Below are 24913 nucleotides of genomic sequence, written 5' to 3' on the forward strand. Positions count from 1 at the left end.
CATGGTCTCCGGGTATGGCAACGGACAGGCATGGACCGGGCTGGAAGGTGCCCCTTCCGGCCCGGCCGCTTCTGTTAGCAATTTTTGCACCAGCCGAGCAAATCAGCGGGCATCCTGTCCGCTCGGCTTGCGGGCCGCCAGATGCATGACGGCTTACTCCGTGAACGTATTCGCGACTCTACGGGAGCGAAGGACATAGGTTATCCAAATCGCGGCACTGATCGCACCGACGACCATTCGTGCGACTTGAAGAGGTTCGATAGTGAAAAAATCACCGAACGGACGGTTCAAGCCGATGGAAAAGATCGATGCAACCCAAACCAGATCGATCAACGGGATCAGTACCGCACAGATCATCTGCACAATGAAGAACGCTGGAAATCTACGGGAATGCATGAACAGGAGCACCGCCGTCCAGATTGCGAGACCGATCAGCGCGACGTTCATCGCAATCTCGCCCCAAAATACGATTGAGAATTGCACCCAGGTCTCGCTGGAGATCGACTGCACATATTGCGCGGTATTGACGACGAGGCGCACGATGCCGATCATTTGGCCGAACGCCAGAAGCCCGAGCCAGCCGCTGATGCCGGTCATCTCTGGCTGGACGTCCTTGAATGAAGCGGCGTCTTCTGCGGGAGCGGCCGCCTCGCGAATGACCTCAACTGGCGGCGATGCTGGGCTTGGCGGCGTCGATTGAAGGAGCTGCTGCGTGATCTCGTGCACCTCCCCGGCCGGCTTCCAATTCTCGAAGCCGTGCCGCCAGACCAGCACACGCCGAGGATCGGCGATACTAGCGAGGAGCGGAAGGAGTTCAGAAATCGAGAACGGGCCGCGCCGCTGCCCGCCCTCAGCGTAGTACCATGAGTCCGCCATGCAAGGCCCCCTGCACCCGCCGTATTTTAGCCGGCTGTCGGCACACGTCACGATGGAATAACGCTTGGGGGGAATACCGGCGTTGCGTGCCCTTGGCGCGGCGCAAACGCGCGGAAAATGGCGATCCCGGGAAGACTCGAACTTCCGACCTACGGTTTAGGAAACCGCCGCTCTATCCGGCTGAGCTACGGGACCGCGGAACCCGTGGGTGCGGGCTCGGCCCCCTCATAGCAGAGCAAAATGCGGTTCGCCAGCCGTCAAGCGGGCGAGATCTCATCAACCTGAACGGGGCGGCTATACTTCCAGGCCCCTCCCAACGGAGCAGCTCACATGATCGAAAGCATCAGCGCCATCACGCTCGGCACGCATGACATGGGGCGCGCCGTGCACTTCTACCGGTCGCTGGGGTTCGAGCTCTTGTATGGTGGCGAAGCCGCCGCATTCACGAGCTTTCGCGTCGGCCCCGGTTATCTCAACCTGACGGCACAGCCGGACGACAAGCGCTGGTCCTGGTGGGGCCGCGTCATCTTCCATGTCGCCGATGTCGACGCAACCTATGAGCAGGCGCGCGCCGCCGGATGGCAGCCGTCAACCACGCCGCGCGACGCCGAATGGGGCGAGCGCTACTTCCATCTCACCGACCCCGATGGCCATGAGCTCAGTTTCGCACGTCCCCTTCGTCGGGCATGACGGGGCCTCACGCCTTGATATTGTTGTCCTTCACGACCTTGCCCCAGGTGGCGACCTGCTTGTCGAAGAAGGTCTTGAAGGCGGCGCCGTCCTGGAGCAGCAGCGTCATGTGTTGCGTCTCCTTCAGCTGGGCGGCGGTCGCGGGCTCGCTCAGGATCTCCTTGGACGCCGCCGCGAAGGCCGCGACGACGTCCGGCGGCGTGCCCGTGGGCGCGAAGATGCCCCACCAGGCCAGCGTCTCGAAGTCCGGGAAGCCGGCCTCGATCGCGGTCTGAGTATCAGGCAGGGCCGGCAGCCGCTCGCGGCCGAGCTGCAGGATCGGACGCAGCATATTGGTGCCGAGCTGGGCGGCGACCAGCGCCGCCGATCCCGCGATGAGATCGACGTGGCCGCCGAGCACGTCGTTCATGGCCGGCCCGCCGCCGCGATAGGGCACGTGCATGATCTCGACGCCGGCCTTGCTGCCGAGCACGGTCATGGCGAGATGGCCGAGCGTGCCGATGCCGACCGAGGCGTATTTCACCGCGCCGGGGCTTGCCTTGCAGGCGGCGACCACGTCGGCGAAGCTCTTGTAGGGGCGGCCGGCGCCGGCCGCGATCACGTAAGGCGCGGTGCCGATCAGCAGCACCGGCATCAGCTCGCGCTCGACATCGACCGGCGGCTTGTCGAGAATCGACGGGATCACCGCGTGGGAATCGAAGGTGACCAGGAAGGTCGAGCCGTCGGCCGGACTCTTGGCGACCTGCGCAGCGCCGAGCGCACCGGCCGCGCCCGACTTGTTCTCGACCACCACGATGCGACCAAGCTTGGTCTGCAGGTTCGTCTGCAGCAGCCGCGCCATGGCGTCGGTCGATCCGCCCGGCGGGAACGGCACCACCAGCGTGATTTTGCCGGCCTGCGCCATCGCCGGCGTCAATGCGAGAATAGCCGGCGCGGCCAGCAGCGCCCGTCGTGTGATCGTCATGGTCCCCTCCCTTTATGTGTAGCGCTTTGCTTTTTTGCTTTTGAGCGCTAGGTCGTGCCGAAGCCTGATCCTGCTTTTCTGTATTCTGGCCGAGGCGGACTGAAGATGTCCAGCACGCGGGCGCCGTCCGGGCCGGCGCGCATGGTGTGCGGCACGTTCCCGGGCGTGCGCCAGAAATCGCCTTTCTTCACCGGGATTTCCTCCTCGCCCTGGACGCGGATGGCGGAGCCGTCGAGCAGCACGCCCCACTGCTCCTCGGGGTGATGATGCAGCGTGCCTTGCGCATGCGGTGCCAGCGTCACCACCGACAGCATCGCCTGCTCGCCTGAGAAGATGCGCGTGGTCACGCCGGCGGCAAGCTCGCGGAAGAGTCCGTCGCTGGCATCATCGAGATTGTGAAATTCTTCCTTCTGGCTCACGCCATTCTCCCTTCACGCTCCTCTGATCAGGACTTGCCGTAGGCGCCCTGGTAGCGGCCCTCGCGGATCGCCTTCAGCGTCTCCTCCTCGCGCGCGACCTGGACACGCACCGCTTCCAACAGGGCGGCCGCGCCGGCAGCGGGAAACGACACCACGCCGTCCTCGTCGCCGACGACGATGTCGCCGGGCGCAATCACGCTGCCGCCGATCGTCACCGGCACGTTGATCTCGCCGGGGCCATTCTTGTAGGGACCGCGATGGATCACTGCGCGGGCGTAGCAGGGGAAGTCGTCGGCCGCGAATGCTGCGACGTCGCGGATCGCGCCGTCGATTACGTAGCCTTCGGCTTTGCGCCATTGCGCGATGTTCTTCATGATCTCGCCGATCAGCGCGCGCGTCTCGTCGCCGCCGCCGTCGACCACGATGACGTCGCCGGGCCCGACCAGATCCAGCGCGCGGTGGATCGCGAGATTGTCGCCGGGACGGGTGCGCACGGTGAAGGCCGTGCCCACCAGCTTGCCGCCGCGGTGATAGGGCCTCAGCCCCACTGCACCGGGTAGCCGGGCGAGATTGTCCGAGATCACCGAGGTCGGCGCGTCCCTGAACCCCTCGATGATATCGGCCGGCGGCTTCTTCACGCTGTTCGCTGCGATGGTGATCGTCATGTCAGTCCTTCCTTGCTTGTCTCATTCGGCATGCGCCCGCGCCTTCGAAGACAAGATCCGGAACGCGCGCCCCTCCTTCATCCACGTCGCACGCTCATCGCGCAACAGGGTGCGCCGAACTTTTCCGGAATCGTCGCGCGGCGGGGCGCTGACGAATTCGAAGCTTTCGGGATGCTTATAGCGGCTGAGCCGGTCCTTGAGAAAATCCGCCATGCCGTCGGCAATGGCCTGCCCGTCCGCATCGGGCTCCGGCTCGATGATGGCATGCACACGCTGGCCCAATTCCGGATCGGGCAGGCCCACCACGACGCAGGAGCGCACACCGGGAGCCTCGGACACCGCGGCCTCGACCTCGGCCGGATAGATGTTGGCGCCGCCGCGCAGCACCATGTCGGCGAGGCGGTCGCCGAGATAGAGATAACCTTCGGCGTCCAGCCGGCCGATATCGCCGAGCGATTCCCAGCCGTCGGCGCGGCGCTTCGGCTCGGCGCCGAGATAATGGTAGGTGGCGTCCTTGCCGTCATTGTTGAGGAAATAGATCTCGCCGGTCTCGCCGGGCGCAACGTCCTTGCCGTCCTCGCCGACGATGCGAAGCTTCGCCATGTCGCCGATCTTGCCAACCGAGCCCTTGTGCGTCAGCCATTCAGTGCCGGAGATGATGCAGGCGCCCTGCCGCTCGGTGCCACCATAGAGCTCCCAAATCCGCTCGGGTCCGAGCCAGCCGATCCAGTTCTCCTTTAGCCACGGCGGCATCGGCGCAGCCATGTGGAAGACCGTCTGCAGGCTCGACAGATCGTAAGAGTTGCGCACGCTCGCAGGCAGCGCCCAGATCCGGTGCATCATGGTCGGCACGAAATTGACCCATTGCACGCGCTCGCGTTCGATCTGCCGCAGCGTCTCCTCGGCGTCGAACTTGGTCAGCCCCGTGAGCTTGCCGCCGACGAACAGCGCATAATGCGACACGATGAACGGCGCGTTGTGGTAGAGCGGACCGGGATTGAGCAGCGATACGCCGAATGGAATATTGAGCGGCGGCGCAGCCGCGGTATCGGTCACGGCCGGCTGGTGATCGAGGATCACTTTGGGTCGGCCGGTCGAGCCGCCTGAGGTCATCGCCTTCCAGTATCGCGCCACCGGCGGCGCCAGCGGCCCATCCGAGAATCCTTCCGGCACGAAGTCGGCGGCCAACCGGTTGGGCGCATTCCAGTCGGCCTCGCCGCCGACCACCAGCGCAGGCTTGAGAATGTCGAGCACGGCGGCGGCTTCGCCGCGCGGCAGCCGCCACGACAGCGAGGTCGGCGTCGCGCCGCATTTCCACACCGCAAAGGAGGTCTCGAAGAACGCGTTGCCGTTCGGCAATCCGATCGCGACGAAATCCCCGGGCTTGACGCCCTTGGCCATGAATGCCCGCGCGCGGCGGTTGGCGCCGCGCTCGAGCTCGTCCCAGGTCAGCGTGTCCTGCCCGTGACGGATCGCAATCGTGCCGTGTGGTTTGCGTTCCGCGTACCAGCGCGGCACATCTGAGAGCGGCAGCAACATCAGGCGTTTCCATTTCGTCTTCTTGGCGTCGCCGCAGGAGTGAGGCGCTCGCGGCACGAGTGTACCAGCCTGCCGTCAGGGCGCTGTGACTCTCGCGCCACGTCAAGCACAAAATGTCAGCATCGCAGCCCTGAATTTCCTGGGTTCCATGGGTGACAAGCCGGCAAGAAAGGGGCAAAAATCCGGCTCGACTCAGTTCGGGTTGAGTTGCGCAAGGAATGCTCTCGTAGAATGTCGTCGGTCGTTACATCGCGTCGTGCGGCGCTGCTCGCCGTAGGTACAGCAGGTTTGTTCCTGCTGACGCACGGGCATGCCGAGGCGCAATGGTGGAAGCGCGCTCCGGTTGATTTCGAGGAATGCGCCGACGCCGCCGAGAAGGCCGCAACCAAAGCGGAGAAGACGGCCGCCCTTGCCGATTGCAACGCCAAGTTCGCCGGCCGCCGCAAGCCGGGCGGCGGCTATTCCTATTACGATTTCCTCCAGGATCGTACCTTCGATATCGCCGGTCCCAATCCGACGCCGGAGGAGCAGAAGAAGATCGACGAAGCCTATACGGCCTATCTCGCCAACCAGCGCCGCAGCAACGAAGCGGCCCAGGCTATCGCCCGGCAGCAGCGCGAACAGCAGGAGCAGCAGTTGCAGCAGCTGCAGCAGGTCGCGCTGCGGACCGAAGTCGCGCGCGTGCCGGTGCCGGTCGAGCGGCCGAAGGTGCAGCAAGCCGCGGGCGCGAAGCCGAAGGCTGCACCTTGCGCCAAGGGCTCGTTCTCCTGCGAATGGCCGCGGCTGTCGGAGAGCTTGAACGACCTGAAGAAGCTGTTCAACCCGACCCCGAGCAAGCCCGCGAAGAAGGGGTGAGTTGCACCCATAACCGTCATTGCGAGGAGCCCTTGCGACGAAGCAATCCAGGGTCTTTCCGCGGTGGGATTCTGGATTGCTTCGCGGAGCCTGTCATCGGGCGACGCTTTGCGCCGACCCGGTGGCTCGCAATGACGAGTTGGATGCAGATCAGCTCCCACCCTCAGTTCGTGCGCTTCTTCTTGCCCTGCTTCGGTTTCGCCAACGGCGCAGTCGCCGGCTCCGTCACCATCGGCGAAGCACCCAACTGCGACCGGCTCTCCTGCAATCGCCTGTCATATCCAGGTGAGTTCATCACCGTCGGCGGCCTCGCATAGGCGAGCGTCGATGTGCCGCAAAAGGCGGTCAGCGCGAGCCCGATCACAAGACCACGTTTCATCGCGCTCCTCCTTTCGGGCGCTACCCCCGAATCTGCTGCGGCGTCATACGGAGCGGACCGTTGCCGGCCGCCTCGGCTTCCTTGATCAGCGCAACAATGCGGCGCATCAGCGGCACGGCGACATGGTTCCGCTCGGCGAGCGCGATCACCGCGCCCTGCAGATAGTCGATCTCGGTCTTGCGGCCCTGCTTCAGATCCTGCCACATCGAGGAGCGCGCCTCGGGATCGATCTTCATGGTCCGGCCCAGGATTGCACCGAAGATCGCATCCGGCAGCCGCAGCAGGGTTGGAGACCAGCTCATCGGGATCGGCGTCGACGACACCGGCACGATGTGGGCGGCCTTCAGCACGGCCAGCCCTTCGGCCATCTGGTCGGCGAACAGCCTGCGCCAGTCGCGGCTGGCCAGTTGCGCGGCAAGCGGCATGTCCGACAGCGCGCTGAGCGCGTTGTTCAGGTTGATGATCAGCTTGCCCCATTGCACGCCCGTGATGTCGCCGCTCGCGCGCATCGTGAGGCCGGCGACCGAGAGCTTCCCGGCCGTGTTCTCCGCATCCTCGCCAACATGAATGTCGCCGGAGGTCGAGCGGTGGAAGCGGCCCTCGCCCATCGCGATCACGTTGAACGGCACCATGCCGGCCAGCACGCGGCGGCCGCCCAGCCGCTCGCGCAGCGCAGCGACATTGCCGACGCCGTTCTGAAGCGAGACGATGACGGCATCCTCAGGCGCATGCTGCGCGATCTGCTCGGCGACAGCAGCGGTATCGGCGCTTTTCACCGTCACCAGCACGATGCCGGCGCTGTGGAAGATCGAGGGATCCTCCGACAGCGCCAGTTGACCCGCGCCGAGCTTGTTCTCGGAGCCGTCGAAATCAGTCAGAAGCAAGCCGAACCGCTCGATCTCGGTCTTTACCCGCGGCCGCACCAGGAGCGCGACGCGGCGGCCGCTGGCGGCCAGCATGCCGCCGACGAAACAGCCGATGGCGCCGGCGCCGGCCACAACGATCGGTCGATCCGCAATCACCGAGCTCACTCCCTGAATGACCGGCCTTCGATAGCAGAGCCGAGCCCGACAACCAATCGCGGCGCATCCGACTTGTAACGGTCATGAGTGCCCCATATCTTCTCGCCCCGGGGGCAGTCAGCGGCGAGCGCTCGCCGAACGAGACGCCAAAGGAGAGCACCATGGGTCTACTCGACGTCCTCAACGGCATGCAGAACGGCCCGCGCGGCCAGAGCACACCGAGCTCCGAGAAATCCTCCGGCGGCATGTCGCCGATGACCATGGCGCTGCTCGGCCTGCTCGCCTGGAAGGCATTCAAGCATTTCACCGGCAACCAGTCCGGCTCAGCGCCCCAACCGTTGCCGACACCCGCGCCTCCGCCGGTGAACGTAGGTCGGGGCGGCGGTCTGAACGACATGCTCAAGGGCGGCCTCGGCGGCCTGCTCGCCGGCGGTGCGGCCGGCAGCATTCTGAGCGGCGGGCTTGGCGATCTCCTCAACCAGCTCCAGCAGAGCGGACACGGTGATGCCGCCAATTCCTGGGTCGGCAAGGGCGAGAACAAGCCAATCGCGCCGGGCGATCTCGCCAGCGCGCTCGGCGCCGACCAGATCGAGAGCCTGTCCGCCCAGAGCGGCCTGTCACGCGAAGAGCTGCTCTCCGGCCTCAGCCAGTATCTGCCCCAGGTAGTCGACCATTTGACGCCGGACGGACGGCTGCCGACCGAGAATGAACTCTCGGATCGGGTCTGATCGGTTCAAAGAGAGGGGAGCACAGTCATGAGCATGGGCGGCCTGTTTTGGATCATCCTGGTCGGCTTCATTGCCGGCCTCATCGCGCGCTGGCTGTCGCCGGGGCCGAACAATCCGAGCGGCTTCATCCTCACCACCATCCTCGGCATTGCCGGTGCGTTTCTGGCCACCTGGATCGGCCAGGCCATCGGCCATTACAGCCCCGACCAGGGCGCCGGCTTCATCACCGCGACCATCGGCGCGGTGGTGGTGCTGTTCATCTGGAATCGGCTGGTAGCGAGCGGCGTGATCAAGGGATAGCGCTTAGAAGCGGTAACGACGAGAGCACGCCACCTCCTCATCGTCATGCCCGGGCTTGACCCGGGCATCCACGTCCTTCGACCCGAGCGGCCTCACGTGGATGGCCGGGTCAAGCCCGGCCATGACGCGGAGAGGGCGTATCGGGTCTCACGTAATCAAATGCATCCCCGCATCCATGCGCACGACCTCGCCGGTCATGTTGCTGGAGGCCGGCGTCGCCAGGAAGCAGACGAGCTGGGCGATGTCCTCCGCGGATGATGCGACCTTCAGCGGCACTTTCGCCACGACGCTGTCGCGCACCTGCTTGGCCTGCGCCTCGCCGCGGCCCTTGGTGAACCAGGGCGTGTCGATATAGCCAGGGCAGACCGTGTTGACGCGGATCAGCGGCGCCAGCGCGCGCGACAGCGACAGCGTCATGGTGTTGAGCGCACCCTTGCTCGCGGCGTACGCAATCGACGAGCCGACGCCGCTGATGCCGGCGACCGAGGACACGTTCACGACCGCAGATGGCCGCCCCGAAGCCTTGGCGGCGGCTTCGAGCAGGCTGCGCGCCGCGCGCACCATCTGGAACGGGCCGATGGTGTTGACGCCATAGACCCGCTGGAAATCTTCCGCCGACAGACCGTCGAGATCGGCGTGAGCCACATGCTTGGTGGTGCCGGCATTGTTGACGAGGATGTCGAGCCGGCCCCAGCCGCTGGCCGCCGCGACGATCTTGCGACAATCCTCATCCTTGGAGACGTCGCCCTGTGCGACCAAAACCTCCGCGGCGCCGGCCTTGCGGCAGGTCTCGGCCGTCGCCTCGGCTTCCTTCTGGCTCGACGAATAGTTGATGACGAGCCGCGCCCCGCTGCGGGCGAGAATCTCCGCAGTCGCTGCACCCAGCCCGGATGCGGACCCCGTCACGATTGCGCACAAGCCGTCTTTTGCCATCCGGATTTCCTTCCCCTGTCTCTGGTGTGGCGTCCTGTTTAGCGAGTTTGCCGCGCCCTGCAAATCGAGCAAACTCCGCTAAGCGGAATTAGCATTTCCTGAAGCCTGGCCCCATGCCCACGCCGCAGATGGACCTGCGATCAACGCTTGTCAGGGCCATGGCTTTTTCCGATCATCGGGCGCAAGAAGAGACTGCGCACTGGCCGATCAGACCGGACGCGCCAATGGCAAGATACGGGGAACGCTGTGGCGGAGAGTGACAATATCGTCGTCGAGACCGCGGAGAAGATCTTCGCCGATCTCGCCGATCCGCAAACCATCAACAACGACAAGAACAATTCCTGGCAGGCGCCGCTGTGGCAGGCGTTGAGCGAAGCCGGCCTGCCGCTGTCCTGGGTGCCGGATGATCTCGGCGGCTCGGGTGCGAGCCTCGCCGACGGCTTTGCGCTGATGAACGCCGCCGGCCGTTTCGCAGTCGCGGTGCCGCTGGCCGAGACCATGCTGGCGGGATGGCTGCTGGCACAGGCCAAGATCACATCACCCGATGGCGAGATGACGGTCGTGCCGGCGTCCCCGAAGGACCGCATCACCCTCGATGCCGACGGTGCGCTCTCCGGCCGCGCGCGCGGCGTGCCCTTTGCCAAGACGGCGAAGCATTTTGCCGTGCTGGCGCACGGCAAGGATGGTGCTTCCATCGCGCTGATCGACGCGGCCAAGGCGCGGATCGAGGCCGGGCTCAATGTCGGCTACGACCACAGCGATACCGTCACGCTCGACAAGGTCCAGCCCGTCGCCATCAAGCCCGCGCCGAAGGGCTTTGAGCAGACCCATCTGATGCTGATGGGCGGCGTCGCGCGCAGCCTCCAGATCGCCGGCGCGCTGGAATCCATGCTCGACATCTCCGTGCGCTATTCCAACGAGCGTGTCGCCTTCGAGAAGAAGATCTCGAAATTCCAGGCCGTGCAGCACAATCTCGCGCGCCTCGCCGGCGAATCCGCCGCGGCGCTTGCGGCGGCGACGTCCGCCGCCGACGCCATCGCCAATGCAAGATCGTTCAACGACGAGATCTATCTCGAAGCCGCCTCCGCAAAGATCCGCTGCGCGGAAGCTGCCGAGAAGGGCGGCGGCATCGCGCATCAGGTCCATGGCGCGATCGGCTTCACCATGGAGCACATCCTGCACCGCTATTCGCTGCGCGCGCTGGCCTGGCGCGACGATTTTGGCTCGGAAAGCTACTGGGCCGTCGAGCTCGGCAAGCTCGTCGCAAACCGCGGCGCCGACGAATTGTGGCCGCTCGTGGCATCGCGCTGATCCGGGAGAGAGACACAATGACTGCTGCCCTCCGTTTCGATCCGATCCGCCTGCCGGAGAAATGCGAGCAATTGCGCAAGGAAGTCCGCGCCTTTCTCGCCGAGGAGATCGCCGCCGGCACTTTCGATCCGCACAAGCCCAATCGCGAGGACACCGACGCGCCGGAATTTTCCCGCCGGGTCGGCGCCAAGGGCTGGCTCGGCATGACCTGGCCGAAAAAGTATGGCGGCCAGGAACGCTCCTTCCTCGAGCGCTACGTGGTGACCGAGGAGATGCGCGTCGCCAATGCGCCGACGCGGCGCTTCTTCGTCGCCGACCGCCAGAGCGGGCCGGTGCTTTTGAAATACGCGCCCGAGCACATCAAGATGGAGATCCTGCCGAGGATCTGCCGCGGCGAGATCTGCTTTGCCATCGGCATGAGCGAGCCGAACTCGGGCTCCGATTTGTTCGCGGCGAAGACGCGCGCGACCAAGACCGACGGCGGCTATCTCATCAACGGCACCAAGATCTGGACCTCGTCGGCGCATATCGCCGACTACATGATCGCGATCTTCCGGACCTCGCCGCCGACCAAGGAGAACCGCCGCCACGGCCTGACCCAGTTCCTGGTCAAGATGAAACAGCCGGGCATCAAGGTGAACCCAATCGGCCAGATCACCGGCCAGTATGAATTCAACGAGGTGGTCTTCACCGATCACTTCATTCCCGATGACCATGTGCTCGGCGAGGTCGACGGCGCCTGGAAACAGGCGACGAGCGAGCTCGCCTATGAACGCTCGGGCCCTGAGCGTTTCCTCGAGACCTATTACGTCCTCACCGAGCTGGTCCGCGCTGTCGGTCCCAATCCCGATACGCGCAGCGCCGAGGGCATCGGCCGCCTGGTCGCGCAGCTCCACACCATGCGGCGGATGTCGGTCTCGGTGGCCGGCATGCTCGAAGCCGGCAAGGAGCCGGTGGTGGAGGCATCCATCGTCAAGGACATCGGCACGGTCTGGGAGCAGCAGCTGCCGCATCGCGTGCGCGATCTCGCCGCCTTCGTCGAGGAGACCGCGAGCAACCGCGAGACCTTGGAGCGGCAGCTCGACTTCGCGATCAAGACCGCGCCGAAACTCACCATCCAGGGCGGCACCACCGAGGTGCTGCGCGGTATCATCGCCCGCGGATTGGGTTTGCGTTAAGTCAATCGAGGATCATCATGAGCACCTATCAAGATATCGGCGTCGAGAAGGTCGGGCATGTCGGCACCATCGAGATCCGCCGTCCGCCGCTCAACTTCTTCGATATCTCGCTGATCAACCAGATCGCGGACGCGCTCGACGAGTTCGACCGCGACATCGAGATCCGTGCCTCCGTGCTCTCCGCGCAGGGCAAGGCGTTCTGCGCCGGCGCCAATTTCGGCGATCCGGCGCGGCAGGCCCAGGAGGCGCGCGAGGCCGAGAAAAAGGGCGATCCGGCCGACAGTCTCGGCCCGATCAATCATCTCTACATCCAGGCCGTGCGCATCTTCCGCGCCAAGAAGCCGATCGTTGCCGCCGTGCAGGGCGCGGCCATCGGTGGCGGACTCGGGCTTGCCGTGTCGGCCGATTTCCGCGTCACCTGTCCCGAAGCGCGCTTCTCCGCAAACTTCACCAAGCTCGGCTTCCACCCCGGCTTCGGCCTGACCGTGACGCTGCCGGAGCTGATCGGCAAGAACAACGCCGAACTGATGTTCTATACCAGCCGCCGCGTCACGGGCGAGGAAGCCTACAAATGGGGCCTCGCCAACGAGCTGGTGCCGCAGGACCAGGTCAAGGTGGCCGCGATGAAGCTCGCCGGCGAGATCGCCGAATGCTCCCCGCTCGGCCTGCTCTCCACCCGCGCCACGATGCGCAATGGCCTTGCCGACCGCGTGATGGCCGCGACCAACCACGAGCTCGCCGAGCAGACGCGGCTGCGCGCGACGGACGATTTCAAGGAAGGCGTGAAGGCCACGGAAGAGCGGCGGGTGGCGAATTTCAAGGGAAGGTAGTTTATTACAAAGCGATCGCTTCTTTCTTCCTTCTCCCCTTGTGGGAGAAGGTGGCGCGAAGCGCCGGATGAGGGGCTGCTTCAGCGCATTCAAACGCAAGTGATTCGCTCGCGGAGAGAGACCCCTCACCCGTTTCGCCGCTCGCGGCGAGCCACCCTCTCCCACAGGGGGAGAGGGTTTGCCCGCTCAACTCACGCGGAACTTCACTCCGCCCAGCAGAAACTCGTTGCCCGCAACCGCGAGCCCTTTTGCCTTGGCTGTATGCAGCACCTGCGCCACGTCAGCCACCCGAAACTCCAGCGCACTCATGATCTCGCTGGCGCCCTTAACGAAGCGGAAGGTCGCGTTGGGCAGCCTCAGTTCGGTGCCTTCAGGCGGGACGCCGATGATCTTGCCCCAATGCTCGGCGAGCCCCGCGGGATCCGGGCTCTGCATCTCCACCGCCGTCAGCGCCTCGGTCACATCCTTGCGGATGAATTTCTGCCAGTCCGGTCCCGCCGGAGGATACGGCCCGAGGATGTCGTCGCTGCCTTCGGTGTGATTGAACTCGATGAAGGCGGCGCGGCAGTCGCGGGGGTGGAGCTGGACGCCGTGATACGGCGCGTGGTCGATGACATTGGCGGTGCGCACGCCGAGCGCATTGGCGTTGCGGCCGCGCTCGTCCGGGTCGTCGCAGCAGAAGATCGCCATGTAACCGCCGCGGCCGCCGGTCTTCTCGATGAAGCGACCGGCCGTGGTGCCGTCCTTGAACGGCGCGACCACCTCCAGCAGGATCGTGTCGACCGGGAGCAGCGCGTTCTCGAGGCCGTATTTGGCGACATTGCCGTCGCGATAGCAGACGGCGAGGCCCATGATCCGACCGATATCCGTGATGACGGGCTCGAGCTGCGGCGCGACCAGGCAGATCTGACGCAGCCGGATATAGGGCGCCATGGTCATGCGCCCCTAAAGGTCGGCTTGCGCTTCTCGACGAAGGCCTTGGCCGCCTCCTTGTGATCCTCGGTGTCGCCGCAACGGGTGTGATGGATCGCCTCACCGTCGAAGCAATCCTCCAGCGCCAGGTGCTCGGCGTTGTTGATGTTGCGCTTGATGAAGCCGAGCGCGATCGACGGCCCTTGCGCCAGCGACAGCGCGAGCTCGTGCGCGGCCGCGTCGATCTCGGCGTCGGGCACGACCTTCGTCACCATGCCGATCGCATGTGCCTCCTTCGCGGTGAGCACCGGCGACATCAGATAGAGCTCGCGCGCCCGCGCGCTGCCGAGCAGCTGAGTCAGGAAATAGGTGCCGCCGTAATCACCGGAGAATCCGACCTTGGCAAAAGCAGTGGTGATCTTGCAGGATTCGGAGGCGATGCGCAGGTCGCAGGACAGCGCCATGGACAGGCCGGCGCCGGCCGCCGCGCCATCGAGCTGGGCCACCACGGGCTTTGGCATCTGATGCAGGATGCGCGAGACCTCCATGCCGCGGCGCAGATTTGCGAGCTTCTGCTCGAACGGCAGCGGCGCGCGCCCCTGCGCCATCGACTTGACGTCGCCGCCGACGCAGAACGAGCCGCCGGCGCCCTTGAACAGCACCGCCCGCACCTCGGGATCATCAGCCGCGCGCCGTGCCGCCTCGACCAGCCCGGCGACCATCTCGGGATTGAGCGCGTTCTTCCGCTCCGGCCGGTTCATCGTGATGGTGAGCAGCCCGCCTTCGAGCTTTTGCAGGACCATGTCGTTCATGGATGTTGGCCTCATTCTGTGGTGCCACTCTCTCACTTTGTCATTCCGGGGCGCGACGAAGTCGCGAACCCGGAATCCATCTCTCAACCGTCAATGCCGCCCAATGGATCCCGGGCTCTCGCTTTCGCGAGCCCCGGGATGACGACCTATTGTTTGGCGCGCCCCGGGATGACGGCGTGACTTACGTCACACCGTCACTTCTTCACCAGCGGGCAGCGCGACAGCTCCAATGACTGGAACGCCTCGTTGCCGGGGACGGTGGCGAGCAGCTTGTAATCGTCCCAGCGGCCCTTGGACTCCGACGGCTTCTTCACCTCGAACAGGTACATGTCGTGGATCATGCGGCCGTCCTCGCGGATCTTGCCGTTCTTGGCGAAGAAGTCGTTGATCGGCGTCTCCTTCATCAGCTTGATCACCGCCGCCGCGTCGGTCGTGCCGGCTGCCTTCACAGCCTTCAGATAATGGGTGACGGAGGAATAGACGCCGGCTTGTGCCGAGGTCGGCACGCGCTTGGTGCGCTCCATGAAGCGCTTCGAGAATGCTCGCGTGTCGTCGTTGAGGTCCCAGTAGAAAGCTTCCGCGAGCAGCAGCCCCTGCGCGGTCTCGAGCCCGATCGAGTCGATATCGGTGACGAAGGCGAGCAGCGGCGAGACTTTCTGGCCGCCCTTGGTGATGCCGAACTCTGCCGCCTGCTTGATGGCGTTGATGGTGTCGCCGCCGGCATTCGCGAGCCCGATCACCTTGGCCTTGGTGGCCTGGGCCTGGAGCAGGAAGGACGAGAAATCCGACGTGTTGAGCGGATGGCGGACGCTGCCAAGCACCTTGCCGCCGGTCTTGGTCACGACCGCGCTGGTGTCCTTCTCCAGATCCTGGCCGAAGGCGTAGTCGGCGGTGAGGAAGAACCAGCTGTCGAGACCAGACTTCACCGCCGCGAGACCGGTTACGTTGGCCTGGCCGTAGGTGTCGAACACGTAGTGGATGGTGTAGGGACCGCAGGCCTCGTTGCTGAGACGGATCGAGCCCGGCCCGTTGAACATGATGATCTTGTTGCGCGCTTTCGCGATCTCGCCGGCGGCAAGCGCGGTCGCGGAGGCCGCGACGTCGTAGATCATCTCGACACCCTGATTGTCGAGCATGTCGCGGGCAATGTTGGCGGAGAGATCGGCCTTGTTGAGATGGTCGGCCGCCAGCACCTGGATCTTGCGTCCCAGCACCTCGCCGCCGAAATCCTCGACCGCCATCTTCGCCGCAGTCTCGCTGCCGGAGCCGGTGATATCTGCATAAAGGCTCGACATGTCGAGGATGCCGCCGATCTTCAGCGGCGGCTTGTCCTGAGCCTGTGCGGCGCTCGCATTGAGGGCAAACGCGGCGGCAAAAATGCCGGACAAAATAGTCTTCATCGAAAACGACCTCCCTTATCGCGCCGTGCTCTGATGGCGGCTTGGTTATTGCTCTTGGCTATTCGCTGTTGCCGCAATCATGCCGCATGCGCAAGAGCGCAGCAAGCGCAGGTGCGATGCAGATGAATGATCAATGCGCGCTTTCCGCAAAGCGGAATGCCGAGAGGACGGAAGCTGTCCCCGCATTGTCATTGCGAGCCAACGGGTCCGCGCGAAGCGCGGCCCGATGACAGGCTCCGCGAAGCAATCCAGAAATGCGTCCGCGGAAACAGTCTGGATTGCTTCGTCGCGAAGAGCTCCTCGCAATGAAGGGTGTGAGAAAGCCCCTTCGCGTCTCACCACGCATGAGTTAAAGTCCGGCCGCAATGCAACCTCTCCGGATCACGTGACGCAACGGCTTCGCTTCATCGTCGCATGTCTTCTCGTCGCAAGTAGCTCGGCATTCGCGGGCCCCTGCCAGTTCGAGTCCCAAGGCGAAGGCCGCGTCGCTGCCATCGTCGATGCGCGCAGCGTGCGGCTCGATGACGGGCGCGAGATCCGCCTCAGCGGCATCGCGCCGACCGCGACCACGAAGCAGGCGCTGACCTCGCTGCTCGCCGGCCACGACGTGATGCTGCGGAGCGCTGACGACACGCCTGATCGCTACGGCCGCCAGAGTGCGCTTGTCTTCATCGGCGAAGGCGACATCTCGGTGCAGGCCATGCTGCTCGCTCGGGGCGATGCCATCACCTCCGCCGAGATCCTGGACAAGGACTGCGCGGCCGCCCTGATGGCGTCCGAAGCTGCGGCGCGGCGCCAAAAAATGGGCAGCTGGGCTGACCCGTCGGCCATAAAAAACGCGGAAAGTCCGGACGATATTTTGGCGGAGATCGGGCGCTTTACGGTGGTCGAAGGCAAAGTCCTGTCGGTCCGGCAAGCTGGGGCAACGACCTACCTCAACTTCGGACGAAACTGGACACGCGGCTTTGCCGTGACTATTTCAAAGCGCACGCTAGCGGCGTTCGAAAGCGCTGGTATGGCCCTTAAGTCCCTGGAGAATCGGCGTATTCGCGTTCGGGGCTGGGTTGAGGGGAATACGGGGCCACGCATCGATGTACGCCTCGTGGGGCAGATCGAGTTGCTGGGCGCAAACGAGCCGACAGGGGTAAGGCCTTAAGACAGGCCGGGCACGGGTTAAACGACGTGAATGGGGTGCTAGAACGGCACGGACTGGGCGATTGCCGCCGCCTGCGGGCTGCGCCGGCCGCGCTTTGCCTTGCGCTGGGCGGACTTCTCGCTGGCTGCGGCGATATGGGCCGGTTCCAGACTGCGGCGACCCCGGCAGCCGTCGCGATGCCGAAGCCGAAGCCCGCCGTCGCCCAAACCCCGGCCACCGAGAAGGAGCACGAGCGCATCCTGGCGACCTATGGCGGGACCTATGACGATCCCAAGCTCGAGGCGCTCGTCAGCAAGACCGTCGACCGGCTGGTCGCGGCCTCCGAGCGGCCCGACCAGGGCTACAAGGTCACCATCCTCAATTCCGGGGCGGTGAACGCCTTCGCGCTGCCCAACGGCCAGCTCTATGTCACGCGCGGCCTGCTCGCGCTCGCCAGCGACACCTCCGAATTGTCCTCCGTGCTCAGCCACGAGATGGCGCATGTGCTGTCCAAGCACGCGGCGATGCGCGAGGACCAGGCCCGCCAGGCCGCTATCGTCACCCGCGTTGTCACCGACATGAGCAACGATCCCGACCTCACCGCGCTGGCGCTGGCCAAGACCAAGCTCACCATGGCGAGCTTCTCGCGCAAGCAGGAGTTCGAGGCCGACGGCATCGGCGTCGGCATCTCCGCCAAGGCGCATTTCGACCCGTACGGCGCGGCGCGCTTCCTGTCCGCGATGGAGCGAAATGCCGAGCTGAAGGCCGGCAAGAGCTCGCTCGATCCGCGCGCGCAGGACTTCACCTCGTCGCATCCGGCAACTCCGGAACGCGTCCAGAACGCGCAGAACATTGCCCGCCAATACACCGCGCCTGAAGGCGCCGAGCGCGATCGCGAAAGCTATCTCGCCGCGATCGACAACCTCGTCTATGGCGAAGACCCGAGCGAAGGTTTTGTCCGCGGCCGGCGCTTCCTGCATCCGAAGCTCGGCTTCACCTTCCAGGCGCCGGACAATTTCACGCTCGACAACACCGCGCAGGCCGTGATCGGCGTCCGCGAGGGCGGCGCGCAGGCGATGCGCTTCGACGTCGTGCGCGTGCCGGCCGAACAGTCGCTCGGCGACTACCTCAATTCCGGCTGGATGGAAGGCGTCGAGAAGGCTTCGACCGAGGATCTCACCGTCAACGGTTTTCCAGCGGCGTCCGCCACCGCCAAGGGCGACCAATGGCAGTTCAAGGTCTATGCGCTGCGCTTCGGCAGCGACGTCTATCGCTTCATCTTCGCGGCACGGCAGAAATCGACCGAGAGCGAGCGGAATGCGCGCGAGACCGTCAACTCGTTCCGCCGGCTGACGCTGGAGGAAATCCAGGCCGCGCGCCCGCTGCGCATCAAGGTCATCACTGTGCAGCCCGGCGATACCGTGGAGTCGCTCTCCCACCGCATGGCCGGCGTCGACCATCCCGCCGAGCGCTTCCGCGTACTGAACGGCCTCGATCGCACCGCGCAGGTGAAGGTGCGCGACCGCGTCAAGATCGTGGCGGACTAAAGCGCGATGCGATTGGGATCGTCATCGCGCTTTAGGTTATTCTTTTGAGCATGATCTTTTCGGAAAACCGCTACACACTTTTCCGGACCATGCTCCGACGCCGCGCTAAGCGGATGTCATCCCAGAGAGACGCGGCCTCCCCCGCACCATGATCAGCGCCGCCGCCATCACCTCCAGCACGATGCAGAGATAGAAGGGCAGCGTATAGCCGCCGGAGAGATCGCGCAGGAAACCGACCACGCCGGGACCGAACGCGTAGGTCACCTGGTTGATCGCCGTGTTGAGGCTGATCAGCACGCCGAAGGCGGCAGAGTCGAACTCCTGCTGCACGATGAGCGAGGGCAGCGTGATGAGGTTGCCGACCGAAAAGCCGAACACGGCGCAGGCCGCGATCAGCACGTAATCGTTGTGCAGGTTGACGACGACGAGAAGCGCGGCGGCCTGGCTGAGGAACGACAGCGCGGACGCGAGGCGCTGATTGATGCGGTCGATCACCAGCGAGAACAGCACGCGACCGACCACCGCCATCGCGGTGAGCACCGCGACGGCCACGGCGGCGCGCTCGCGTCCGATCACGGGATCGAGGAACGAGATCAGATGCACGATGAAGCCGACCTGGGCGAACAGCACCAGGGCGAAGGCGATCGTCACCGTGAGGAAGCCGGCGTCCCGCAGCGCCCAGGCGCGGATCTCAGTCGATGATTGCGGCTTCGCCTTCGCCGCCGCCTGCCACCCGTGGCGATCGGGCGGGCGGCCGACGAGAAGGAGGATGACCGGCACGAGCAGGATCAGCATGGCGCCGGCGGCGGCGTACATCGCACCGGCGAAGCCGATATGGCCGATCAATGCTACCAGCAGCGGCACGCCGGCGATGCCGCCGAAGCTGGCGCCGTTGAGCGCGAGACTGATCGCCATGCCGCGCTTCTGGTCGAACCACAGGCTGATCGTGTTGGTGATCATGCCGAGACTGGTGCCGGCCCAGCCGAAGGCGAGCACGGCATTGGCGAGATAGAGCTGCCAGGGCTCGCGCACCGCGCCGATCGCGACCGCGGCGGACGCCATCGCCAGCGTCCCGGCGATCAGGCTGAGCCGTGGACCGTATTTCCGCACGGCCTCGCCGACGAAGACGACCAGCAGCGCGCCGAACAAATAGAAGAACGTGGTGCCGGAGGAGATCAGCGAGGCCGGCCAGCCCCGTGCGCGCTGCAGCTCGGCGACATAGACGCTCTGGCCGTAGAAGCCGAGCCCCCAGCCGAAGGTGGCGAGCAGGAAGCAGACCGCGACGATGCGCCAGCCTTCATAGCGGAGCGAGGATTCGTGGGCCGCTGGGGTCTGAGGATTGTCGAGCATTTCATCTGCCGTTTGTTCTGCTCCGTCATGCCCGGACTTGTTCCGGGCATCCACGTTCTTCTTCCGACCTCGCAAAGACGTGGATGGCCGGGACAAGCCCGGCCATGACGACATCTAAATAACCTTCCTCAGAAAATCACTTCGACCTGGATCGAAGTGTCAACGCTGCTGACACCCTCCCGCCACTCACACGGCATCGGGGAATTCGCCCATGGCCGCCTCCAGCCGCGCCTTGCGGCGCTTCGCCCAGGAGACCAGCGAGAGCACCGCAAGGCCCAGCACCACCGGCGGGAACACCACGAGGTTCACCGCGGACCAGCCGTAATTGGCGAGCAGCTGGCCCGATGAGAACGAGCCGATCGCCATCATGCCGAACACCAGGAAATCGTTGAAGGCCTGCACCTTGTTGCGCTCCTGCGGGCGATGCGTCTCCAGCACCAGCGCGGAGGCGCCGATGAAGGAGAAATTCCAGCCTACGCCGAGCACGATCAGCGTCGCCCAGAAATGCATCGCCGTAAGGCCGGAGAGACCGATGATGGCGGCGCCCGCTTCCAGCAGCAGGCCGGCGGCGACGATCTTCGGAGCGCCGAAGCGCGCGATCAGCGTGCCCGTGAAGAAGCTCGGCCCGTACATCGCAACGATGTGCCATTGCAGGCCGAAATTGGAATCGGACACGGACAGGCCGCACAGCTTCATCGCAAGCGGCGCCGAGGTCATGACCAGGTTCATCATGGGATAGGAGATGACGCCGCACAGCGCTGCCGCGATGAAGCGCGGCTGGGACACGATCGTGAGCAGCGGCCGGCCGCCGTGCAGATCGGCCGGCGCGGGCTTCGGCATATCGACGCCGGCGACGATGCCCATCGCGATCAGCGCGACGGCGGCCTGCACCAGGAAGCTGAAGGCGAACAGATAAGGCTGCCAGACATCCATGGTCCATTGCACGAGCTGCGGACCGAGCACGCCGGCGAACACGCCGCCCGCCATCACCCAGGACACGGCCTTCGGCCGGTAGGCCGCACTGGCGCCATCCGCGGCGGCGAAGCGATAGGATTGCGCCACCGCGCCGTAGAGACCGCCGAGGAAGGTAGCAAAGCAGAACAGCGCGAACGAGCCGCGCAGAATTGCGAGCGAGCCGAGCAGGCCGGTGAGCGTGCCGAGACCCGTGCCGATGACGAAGGCGGCGCGGCGGCCGAAGCGGCGCGAGATCGCGCCGGTCGGCAGCGTCCCGGCGGCGAGCCCGACCACATACATCGATATCGGCACGGTCGCGAACGACATGTCGGGCGCGAGCGTGGCGCCGACGATCGCTCCGGTGGCGAAGATCACGGCCGAGTTGGCGCCGGTCAGCGCCTGCGCGGCGGCGAGGCGCACCACGTTGGCGCGCGCGCGGGCATCGTCGGCGATCTCATGGGCTGCAGTCACGTCCAGCATCGGCATTTCCGCCCAAAGGGCTCTGTTGATTCGCGGCACTATGGAGGGGTGAGAGAGGGCCGGCAACCGGCGCAAACGGGCGCGGGCCATGCCCCTGACGCAATCGCTGGAATGATAACGCTGCGCACCCTTGACGGCTTGCGCTCGATCAAATCCTATCCGCCGCGATCTTCCGGGAGTTACCTTCATGTCCGTCGACGACAGGCCCACGCTTCAAGCGCCCGACGACGATCCCTGGCTGTGGCTGGAGGAGATCGAGGGCCGGCAGGCGCTCGATTTTGTAGAGCGGCAGAACAGCCTGACGCTCGCCGCGTTCGGCGGCAAGGCCTTCGAGCACGATCGCGACATCCTCGCGGCGATCTATGACCGACCTGACAACATTCCCTATGTCAGCCGGCGCGGCAACGACCTGCACAATCTCTGGAAAGACACCGCCAACCCGCGCGGCCTGTGGCGGCGGACTTCGCTTGCGGAATTTCGCAAAGCCGATCCGGCATGGGAGACCATGCTGGACATCGACCAGCTCGCGAGAAGCGAAGACGAGGACTGGTTGCTTAGCGGTATCGCCACGATGCCGGGAAGCTCGCGGGCGATCTTGAGCCTGTCGCGCGGCGGCAGCGATGCCGTCACCTTGCGGGAATTCGACCTCGCCACGAAAAGTTTCGTGGCGAACGGCTTTGCGCTGCCGGAAGCGAAAGGCGGCGTCGACTGGCTCGATGCCGACACGCTGCTGCTGTCAAGCGCGCATGGCGAGGACATGGCGACGAGCTCGGGCTATGCGCGCACCGTCCGCCTGTGGCGGCGCGGCCAACCGGTCGATCAGGCACAGATGGTCATCGAGACCACCGCCGATCACATGGTGATCTATGGCATGGCCGACGACACCGGAGCGGCGCCCCGGGTCTGGATCGTCGACCAGATCGACTTCTTCAACCACGCCATCTGGCTGCGCGATGCGGCCGGCACGACGACGAAGCTCGATCTGCCGACCGGGATTTGGATGCAGGCGCATGGCGACTGGTTCGCGATGAAGCTACGCAAGGACTGGCAGGTCGATGGCCGGACCTATGCCACCGACACCGTGCTCGGCATCTCGCTCTCGGCCTTCCTCGCCGGCAGCCGCGGTTTTGTCGTCCTGTTCGAGCCCGCACCGCGGCGCGCGCTGCAAGGGTTGTTCTGGGCGGAAGGAAAGCTGGTGATGTCGATTCTCGACGAGCTCAAACCTCGCTTCGAGATCTGCACACCGTCTGCCACTAGCTGGAGCCGCGAGACACTTGGCGGCCTGCCGCAGATCGGCGTCGTCGATGTCTGGCCGCTCGACCGCCATGCATCGGAGAGCAATGGCGATCTGCTCGCCAATGTGCAGGACCCGCTGACGCCGCCGGCGCTGCTGCTGATCGAGCGCGGCGTCGCAAGCCCGATCGTGCTGAAGCAGGCGCCGAAGACGTTCACCGCCGATGGCCTCGTGGTGACGCAGCACGAGGCGATCTCCGTTGACGGCGAGCGTATCCCCTATGTGCAGACGGGCCCTGCCGGCGAGACCGGCGATGCGCCGGTCTATCTGAGCGCCTATGGCGGCTTTGGTCACTCGGTGAAGCCGTACTACAATTCCTCGCTCGGCAAGTTGTGGCTGGAGCGCGGCGGCACGATTGTGCAGGCGAATCTGCGCGGCGGCGGCGAGTTCGGCACGCGCTGGCACGATGCCGGACGGCTTGCCGGCAAGAAGCTTTCACACGACGATTTCGCCGCGGTCGCGGCCGATCTCGTCCGCCGCGGTGTGACGAGCGCAAAACGCATCGCCGCGCAGGGCGGATCGAACGGCGGCATCCTCATCACCAACATGCTGGTGCGCTATCCCGAGCGTTTCGGCGCATTGTTCTGTACCATCCCGCTGATCGACATGCGCCGCTACACCAAGCTGCTCGCCGGCGCGAGCTGGATCGCGGAATATGGCGATCCCGACAAGCCGGAGGAATGGGAATGGCTGCAGACATACTCGGCCTATCACAATGTGAAAGCCGGCCGGTCCTATCCGCCGATCCTGATTGCAACGACGCGGCGCGACGACCGCGTCCATCCCGGCCATGCCCGCAAGATGGCGGCAAAGCTGCAGGCCATGGGCTATGAGGCCTGGTTCTACGAGCCGCCCGCAGGCGGCCACGGCTACGGCAAGGACAACAAGGAGCGCGCCGGTTTCGAGGTGCTGGGCTATCGGTTCTTGAAGGAGAAGATCGGGTGGCGGGATGAAGGCTAGAGTTGGGTGCGCTGACGTCTCCACATCGTCATGGCCGGGCTTGGCCCCGCCATCCACGCCTTGCCTTACCGCCCGAAGAACGTGGATGCCCGGGACAAGCCCGGGCATGACGACCTCCTAGCCTCTTGCAAACACCAGCGTCAGATTGTTCGCGGGCATCTCGATCGTGTCGACGAGGCCGAGGCCTGCCGCCTTCGCCAGCTTCTCGACGTCGACGACGTCGCGCACGCCCCATTCGGGATTGCCCTCGCGCAAGGAGGTGTCGAACACCGCATTGCTGAGCGCGGTATGCTTGCCGTCGCGCTTGAAGGGGCCGTAGAGGAACAGCTTGCCGTCGCGGCGCAGATAACGGCCCGCGCCGGCGAACAGGCCTTCGGCCACGGCCCAGGGCGCGATGTGAATGACATTGGCGCAGAACACGGCCGCGAGGCTGGTCGGCCCCTGCCCGCTTTTCATTTCCGGGCACCAGTCGGGATCGGTGAGGTCGATGCGCAGGGGTGAACGGATGTTCGGCAGGCCGGCATGCACGCGCCAGGCTTCGATGCTCTTGAGGTGGCGCTGGTTGAGATCGCTCGGCCACCAGATCAGGCCCGGCGTGTGGCGGGCGAAATGCACCACGTGCTGCCCGGTTCCACTGCCGAGTTCCACGACGTTGCCGGTCGCATCCGCGAGATGCTTTTCCAGCGCTGCCCAGATCGGTTCGTGATTGCGATGGAAGGCAGGCGCATCGAGCCGGCCATCCGGCTCGACCCGTCCGCCATCCCTGCCAAATTCGACCACATATTCAGCCAAGTGACGTCCCCAAAAAATGCGAACCAGAAAAGGCGGCCAAACGTCCGAGAATAATCTACTAGTTCACGCCCATCCGAATGAACGAACTATCTCGTCAGTTGCAATGCGCAGGATATTAACTCCATTTCACCGCGTGCATAGTCTTGATTGTCAGGCGATGGCCTTTGTGCTTTTGAACAATTCCGCAAACGAGATCATCGAGATAACGCCGGGACGATGCCTTGACCGCCTTTCCTCGCAAGCCCGCTCTGCTTGCTGCGCTGGCCCTCCTCGCCGGCGCGGCAATGGCCCCGGCGGGGGCGCAATCCACCGTGACGGAGGGCCAGAAGCTCGCCTTCGACCGCGGCAAGGGCAATTGCCTCACCTGCCACGTCATCAAAGGCGGCGACCTGCCGGGGACGATCGGACCGGAGCTGAAGGACATCAAGGCCAAATACCCCGATCGCAACGAGCTCACCGCGATCATCTTCGACGAGACCAAGCGCAATCCGCAAACCATGATGCCGCCGTTCGGCCGGAACCGGATTTTGACCGAGCAGGAGATCAACGCGATTGTTGATTTCCTGCAGACCCTGTAACCGCCGGCGG

Annotated in this window: 25 protein-coding genes and 1 tRNA gene; 11 read left to right on the forward strand and 15 right to left on the reverse strand. The window is 65.1% G+C overall.

Annotated elements, in window-relative coordinates; all coding sequences use genetic code 11:
• Positions 1 to 153 precede the first annotated feature (153 nt).
• Both I6F20_RS17230 and I6F20_RS17235 read right to left on the reverse strand, forming a co-directional pair.
• A complete protein-coding gene (locus I6F20_RS17230; protein ID WP_225127106.1) occupies positions 154 to 876 on the reverse strand; it encodes a DUF2569 family protein in 723 nt (240 codons plus the stop codon).
• Between the two features lie 118 nt (positions 877 to 994).
• Positions 995 to 1071 (reverse strand) — tRNA-Arg (locus I6F20_RS17235).
• 135 nt (positions 1072 to 1206) lie between these two features.
• On the opposite strand from I6F20_RS17235, the gene I6F20_RS17240 reads away from it, so the two are divergent.
• Complete coding sequence (locus I6F20_RS17240; RefSeq protein WP_036014526.1) at positions 1207 to 1566, forward strand: VOC family protein; 360 nt, start codon at positions 1207 to 1209, stop codon at positions 1564 to 1566.
• A 7-nt stretch (positions 1567 to 1573) separates the two neighbouring features.
• On the opposite strand, the gene I6F20_RS17245 is transcribed toward I6F20_RS17240, so the two are convergent.
• The 4 genes from I6F20_RS17245 to I6F20_RS17260 are packed head-to-tail and all read right to left on the reverse strand — an operon-like array spanning position 1574 to position 5153.
• Positions 1574 to 2530, reverse strand: coding sequence for a tripartite tricarboxylate transporter substrate-binding protein (locus I6F20_RS17245; protein WP_074448067.1), 957 nt, complete (start codon positions 2528 to 2530; stop codon positions 1574 to 1576).
• A gap of 47 nt (positions 2531 to 2577) precedes the next feature.
• Entirely contained in the window at positions 2578 to 2949 is a 372-nt protein-coding gene (locus I6F20_RS17250) for a dimethylsulfonioproprionate lyase family protein (protein ID WP_036014542.1), read from the reverse strand.
• A 26-nt stretch (positions 2950 to 2975) separates the two neighbouring features.
• Positions 2976 to 3614 carry an RraA family protein gene (locus I6F20_RS17255; protein WP_225127107.1) on the reverse strand — a complete coding sequence of 213 codons (639 nt, stop codon included), beginning with the start codon at positions 3612 to 3614 and terminating at the stop codon, positions 2976 to 2978.
• Positions 3615 to 3635: 21 nt separating this feature from the next.
• Positions 3636 to 5153: an AMP-binding protein gene (locus I6F20_RS17260; protein WP_036014546.1), complete on the reverse strand. Its 1518-nt coding sequence runs from the start codon at positions 5151 to 5153 to the stop codon at positions 3636 to 3638.
• A 231-nt stretch (positions 5154 to 5384) separates the two neighbouring features.
• Between I6F20_RS17260 and I6F20_RS17265 the strand changes: the two genes are divergently transcribed.
• Positions 5385 to 6008, forward strand: a complete 624-nt coding sequence (locus I6F20_RS17265; RefSeq protein ID WP_057027447.1) for a hypothetical protein — start codon at positions 5385 to 5387, stop codon at positions 6006 to 6008.
• A 163-nt stretch (positions 6009 to 6171) separates the two neighbouring features.
• On the opposite strand, the gene I6F20_RS17270 is transcribed toward I6F20_RS17265, so the two are convergent.
• Together I6F20_RS17270 and I6F20_RS17275 are read right to left on the reverse strand one after the other, a co-directional pair.
• Positions 6172 to 6387 (reverse strand): hypothetical protein, encoded by a 216-nt coding sequence (locus I6F20_RS17270; protein ID WP_074448068.1) that lies wholly within the window; start codon positions 6385 to 6387, stop codon positions 6172 to 6174.
• 20 nt (positions 6388 to 6407) lie between these two features.
• Entirely contained in the window at positions 6408 to 7409 is a 1002-nt protein-coding gene (locus I6F20_RS17275) for a 2-dehydropantoate 2-reductase (RefSeq protein ID WP_057027797.1), read from the reverse strand.
• Positions 7410 to 7570: 161 nt separating this feature from the next.
• On the opposite strand from I6F20_RS17275, the gene I6F20_RS17280 reads away from it, so the two are divergent.
• Both I6F20_RS17280 and I6F20_RS17285 read left to right on the forward strand, forming a co-directional pair.
• A complete protein-coding gene (locus I6F20_RS17280; protein ID WP_036014559.1) occupies positions 7571 to 8137 on the forward strand; it encodes a YidB family protein in 567 nt (188 codons plus the stop codon).
• 27 nt (positions 8138 to 8164) lie between these two features.
• Positions 8165 to 8437, forward strand: a complete 273-nt coding sequence (locus tag I6F20_RS17285; RefSeq protein ID WP_370103030.1) for a GlsB/YeaQ/YmgE family stress response membrane protein — start codon at positions 8165 to 8167, stop codon at positions 8435 to 8437.
• 147 nt (positions 8438 to 8584) lie between these two features.
• On the opposite strand, the gene I6F20_RS17290 is transcribed toward I6F20_RS17285, so the two are convergent.
• Entirely contained in the window at positions 8585 to 9370 is a 786-nt protein-coding gene (locus I6F20_RS17290) for an SDR family NAD(P)-dependent oxidoreductase (protein WP_109141716.1), read from the reverse strand.
• Positions 9371 to 9616: 246 nt separating this feature from the next.
• Here I6F20_RS17290 and I6F20_RS17295 point away from each other — a divergent pair, with 246 nt between their 5' ends.
• The 3 genes from I6F20_RS17295 to I6F20_RS17305 are packed head-to-tail and all read left to right on the forward strand — an operon-like array spanning position 9617 to position 12689.
• The gene (locus I6F20_RS17295) at positions 9617 to 10681 is read left to right on the forward strand and encodes an acyl-CoA dehydrogenase family protein (protein ID WP_225113660.1); all 1065 of its coding nucleotides are present in this window, start codon (positions 9617 to 9619) and stop codon (positions 10679 to 10681) included.
• Between the two features lie 17 nt (positions 10682 to 10698).
• Entirely contained in the window at positions 10699 to 11859 is a 1161-nt protein-coding gene (locus I6F20_RS17300) for an acyl-CoA dehydrogenase family protein (RefSeq protein ID WP_057027444.1), read from the forward strand.
• A 17-nt stretch (positions 11860 to 11876) separates the two neighbouring features.
• A complete protein-coding gene (locus I6F20_RS17305; RefSeq protein ID WP_109141718.1) occupies positions 11877 to 12689 on the forward strand; it encodes an enoyl-CoA hydratase/isomerase family protein in 813 nt (270 codons plus the stop codon).
• Between the two features lie 186 nt (positions 12690 to 12875).
• Here the strand turns inward: I6F20_RS17305 and I6F20_RS17310 are convergent, their stop codons facing one another.
• The 3 genes from I6F20_RS17310 to I6F20_RS17320 form a co-directional block, all read right to left on the reverse strand.
• A complete protein-coding gene (locus I6F20_RS17310; protein WP_192893004.1) occupies positions 12876 to 13622 on the reverse strand; it encodes a VOC family protein in 747 nt (248 codons plus the stop codon).
• Between the two features lie 2 nt (positions 13623 to 13624).
• Positions 13625 to 14413 carry an enoyl-CoA hydratase gene (locus I6F20_RS17315; RefSeq protein WP_109141720.1) on the reverse strand — a complete coding sequence of 263 codons (789 nt, stop codon included), beginning with the start codon at positions 14411 to 14413 and terminating at the stop codon, positions 13625 to 13627.
• A 194-nt stretch (positions 14414 to 14607) separates the two neighbouring features.
• Positions 14608 to 15813, reverse strand: coding sequence for an ABC transporter substrate-binding protein (locus I6F20_RS17320; protein WP_128265543.1), 1206 nt, complete (start codon positions 15811 to 15813; stop codon positions 14608 to 14610).
• 385 nt (positions 15814 to 16198) lie between these two features.
• On the opposite strand from I6F20_RS17320, the gene I6F20_RS17325 reads away from it, so the two are divergent.
• Together I6F20_RS17325 and I6F20_RS17330 are read left to right on the forward strand one after the other, a co-directional pair.
• On the forward strand, positions 16199 to 16969 hold the full coding sequence (locus I6F20_RS17325; RefSeq protein WP_225127108.1) for a thermonuclease family protein: 771 nt from the start codon (positions 16199 to 16201) through the stop codon (positions 16967 to 16969).
• 35 nt (positions 16970 to 17004) lie between these two features.
• Positions 17005 to 18495, forward strand: coding sequence for a M48 family metalloprotease (locus tag I6F20_RS17330; RefSeq protein ID WP_518513059.1), 1491 nt, complete (start codon positions 17005 to 17007; stop codon positions 18493 to 18495).
• A 105-nt stretch (positions 18496 to 18600) separates the two neighbouring features.
• On the opposite strand, the gene I6F20_RS17335 is transcribed toward I6F20_RS17330, so the two are convergent.
• Both I6F20_RS17335 and I6F20_RS17340 read right to left on the reverse strand, forming a co-directional pair.
• Positions 18601 to 19845, reverse strand: coding sequence for an MFS transporter (locus I6F20_RS17335; RefSeq protein ID WP_036014586.1), 1245 nt, complete (start codon positions 19843 to 19845; stop codon positions 18601 to 18603).
• Between the two features lie 186 nt (positions 19846 to 20031).
• Complete coding sequence (locus tag I6F20_RS17340) at positions 20032 to 21279, reverse strand: MFS transporter (protein ID WP_036014620.1); 1248 nt, start codon at positions 21277 to 21279, stop codon at positions 20032 to 20034.
• 187 nt (positions 21280 to 21466) lie between these two features.
• On the opposite strand from I6F20_RS17340, the gene I6F20_RS17345 reads away from it, so the two are divergent.
• Positions 21467 to 23533, forward strand: a complete 2067-nt coding sequence (locus tag I6F20_RS17345) for a prolyl oligopeptidase family serine peptidase (protein ID WP_225127109.1) — start codon at positions 21467 to 21469, stop codon at positions 23531 to 23533.
• Between the two features lie 117 nt (positions 23534 to 23650).
• Here I6F20_RS17345 and I6F20_RS17350 read toward each other — a convergent pair whose 3' ends face one another.
• On the reverse strand, positions 23651 to 24325 hold the full coding sequence (locus I6F20_RS17350) for a DUF938 domain-containing protein (RefSeq protein WP_036014591.1): 675 nt from the start codon (positions 24323 to 24325) through the stop codon (positions 23651 to 23653).
• A 221-nt stretch (positions 24326 to 24546) separates the two neighbouring features.
• Here I6F20_RS17350 and soxX point away from each other — a divergent pair, with 221 nt between their 5' ends.
• A complete protein-coding gene (gene soxX / locus I6F20_RS17355; protein WP_036014593.1) occupies positions 24547 to 24903 on the forward strand; it encodes a sulfur oxidation c-type cytochrome SoxX in 357 nt (118 codons plus the stop codon).
• The last annotated feature ends 10 nt before the right edge of the window (positions 24904 to 24913 follow it).

This window comes from Bradyrhizobium sp. IC3123 (genome assembly GCF_020193625.1).
GTDB classification, from domain to species: domain Bacteria; phylum Pseudomonadota; class Alphaproteobacteria; order Rhizobiales; family Xanthobacteraceae; genus Bradyrhizobium; species Bradyrhizobium yuanmingense.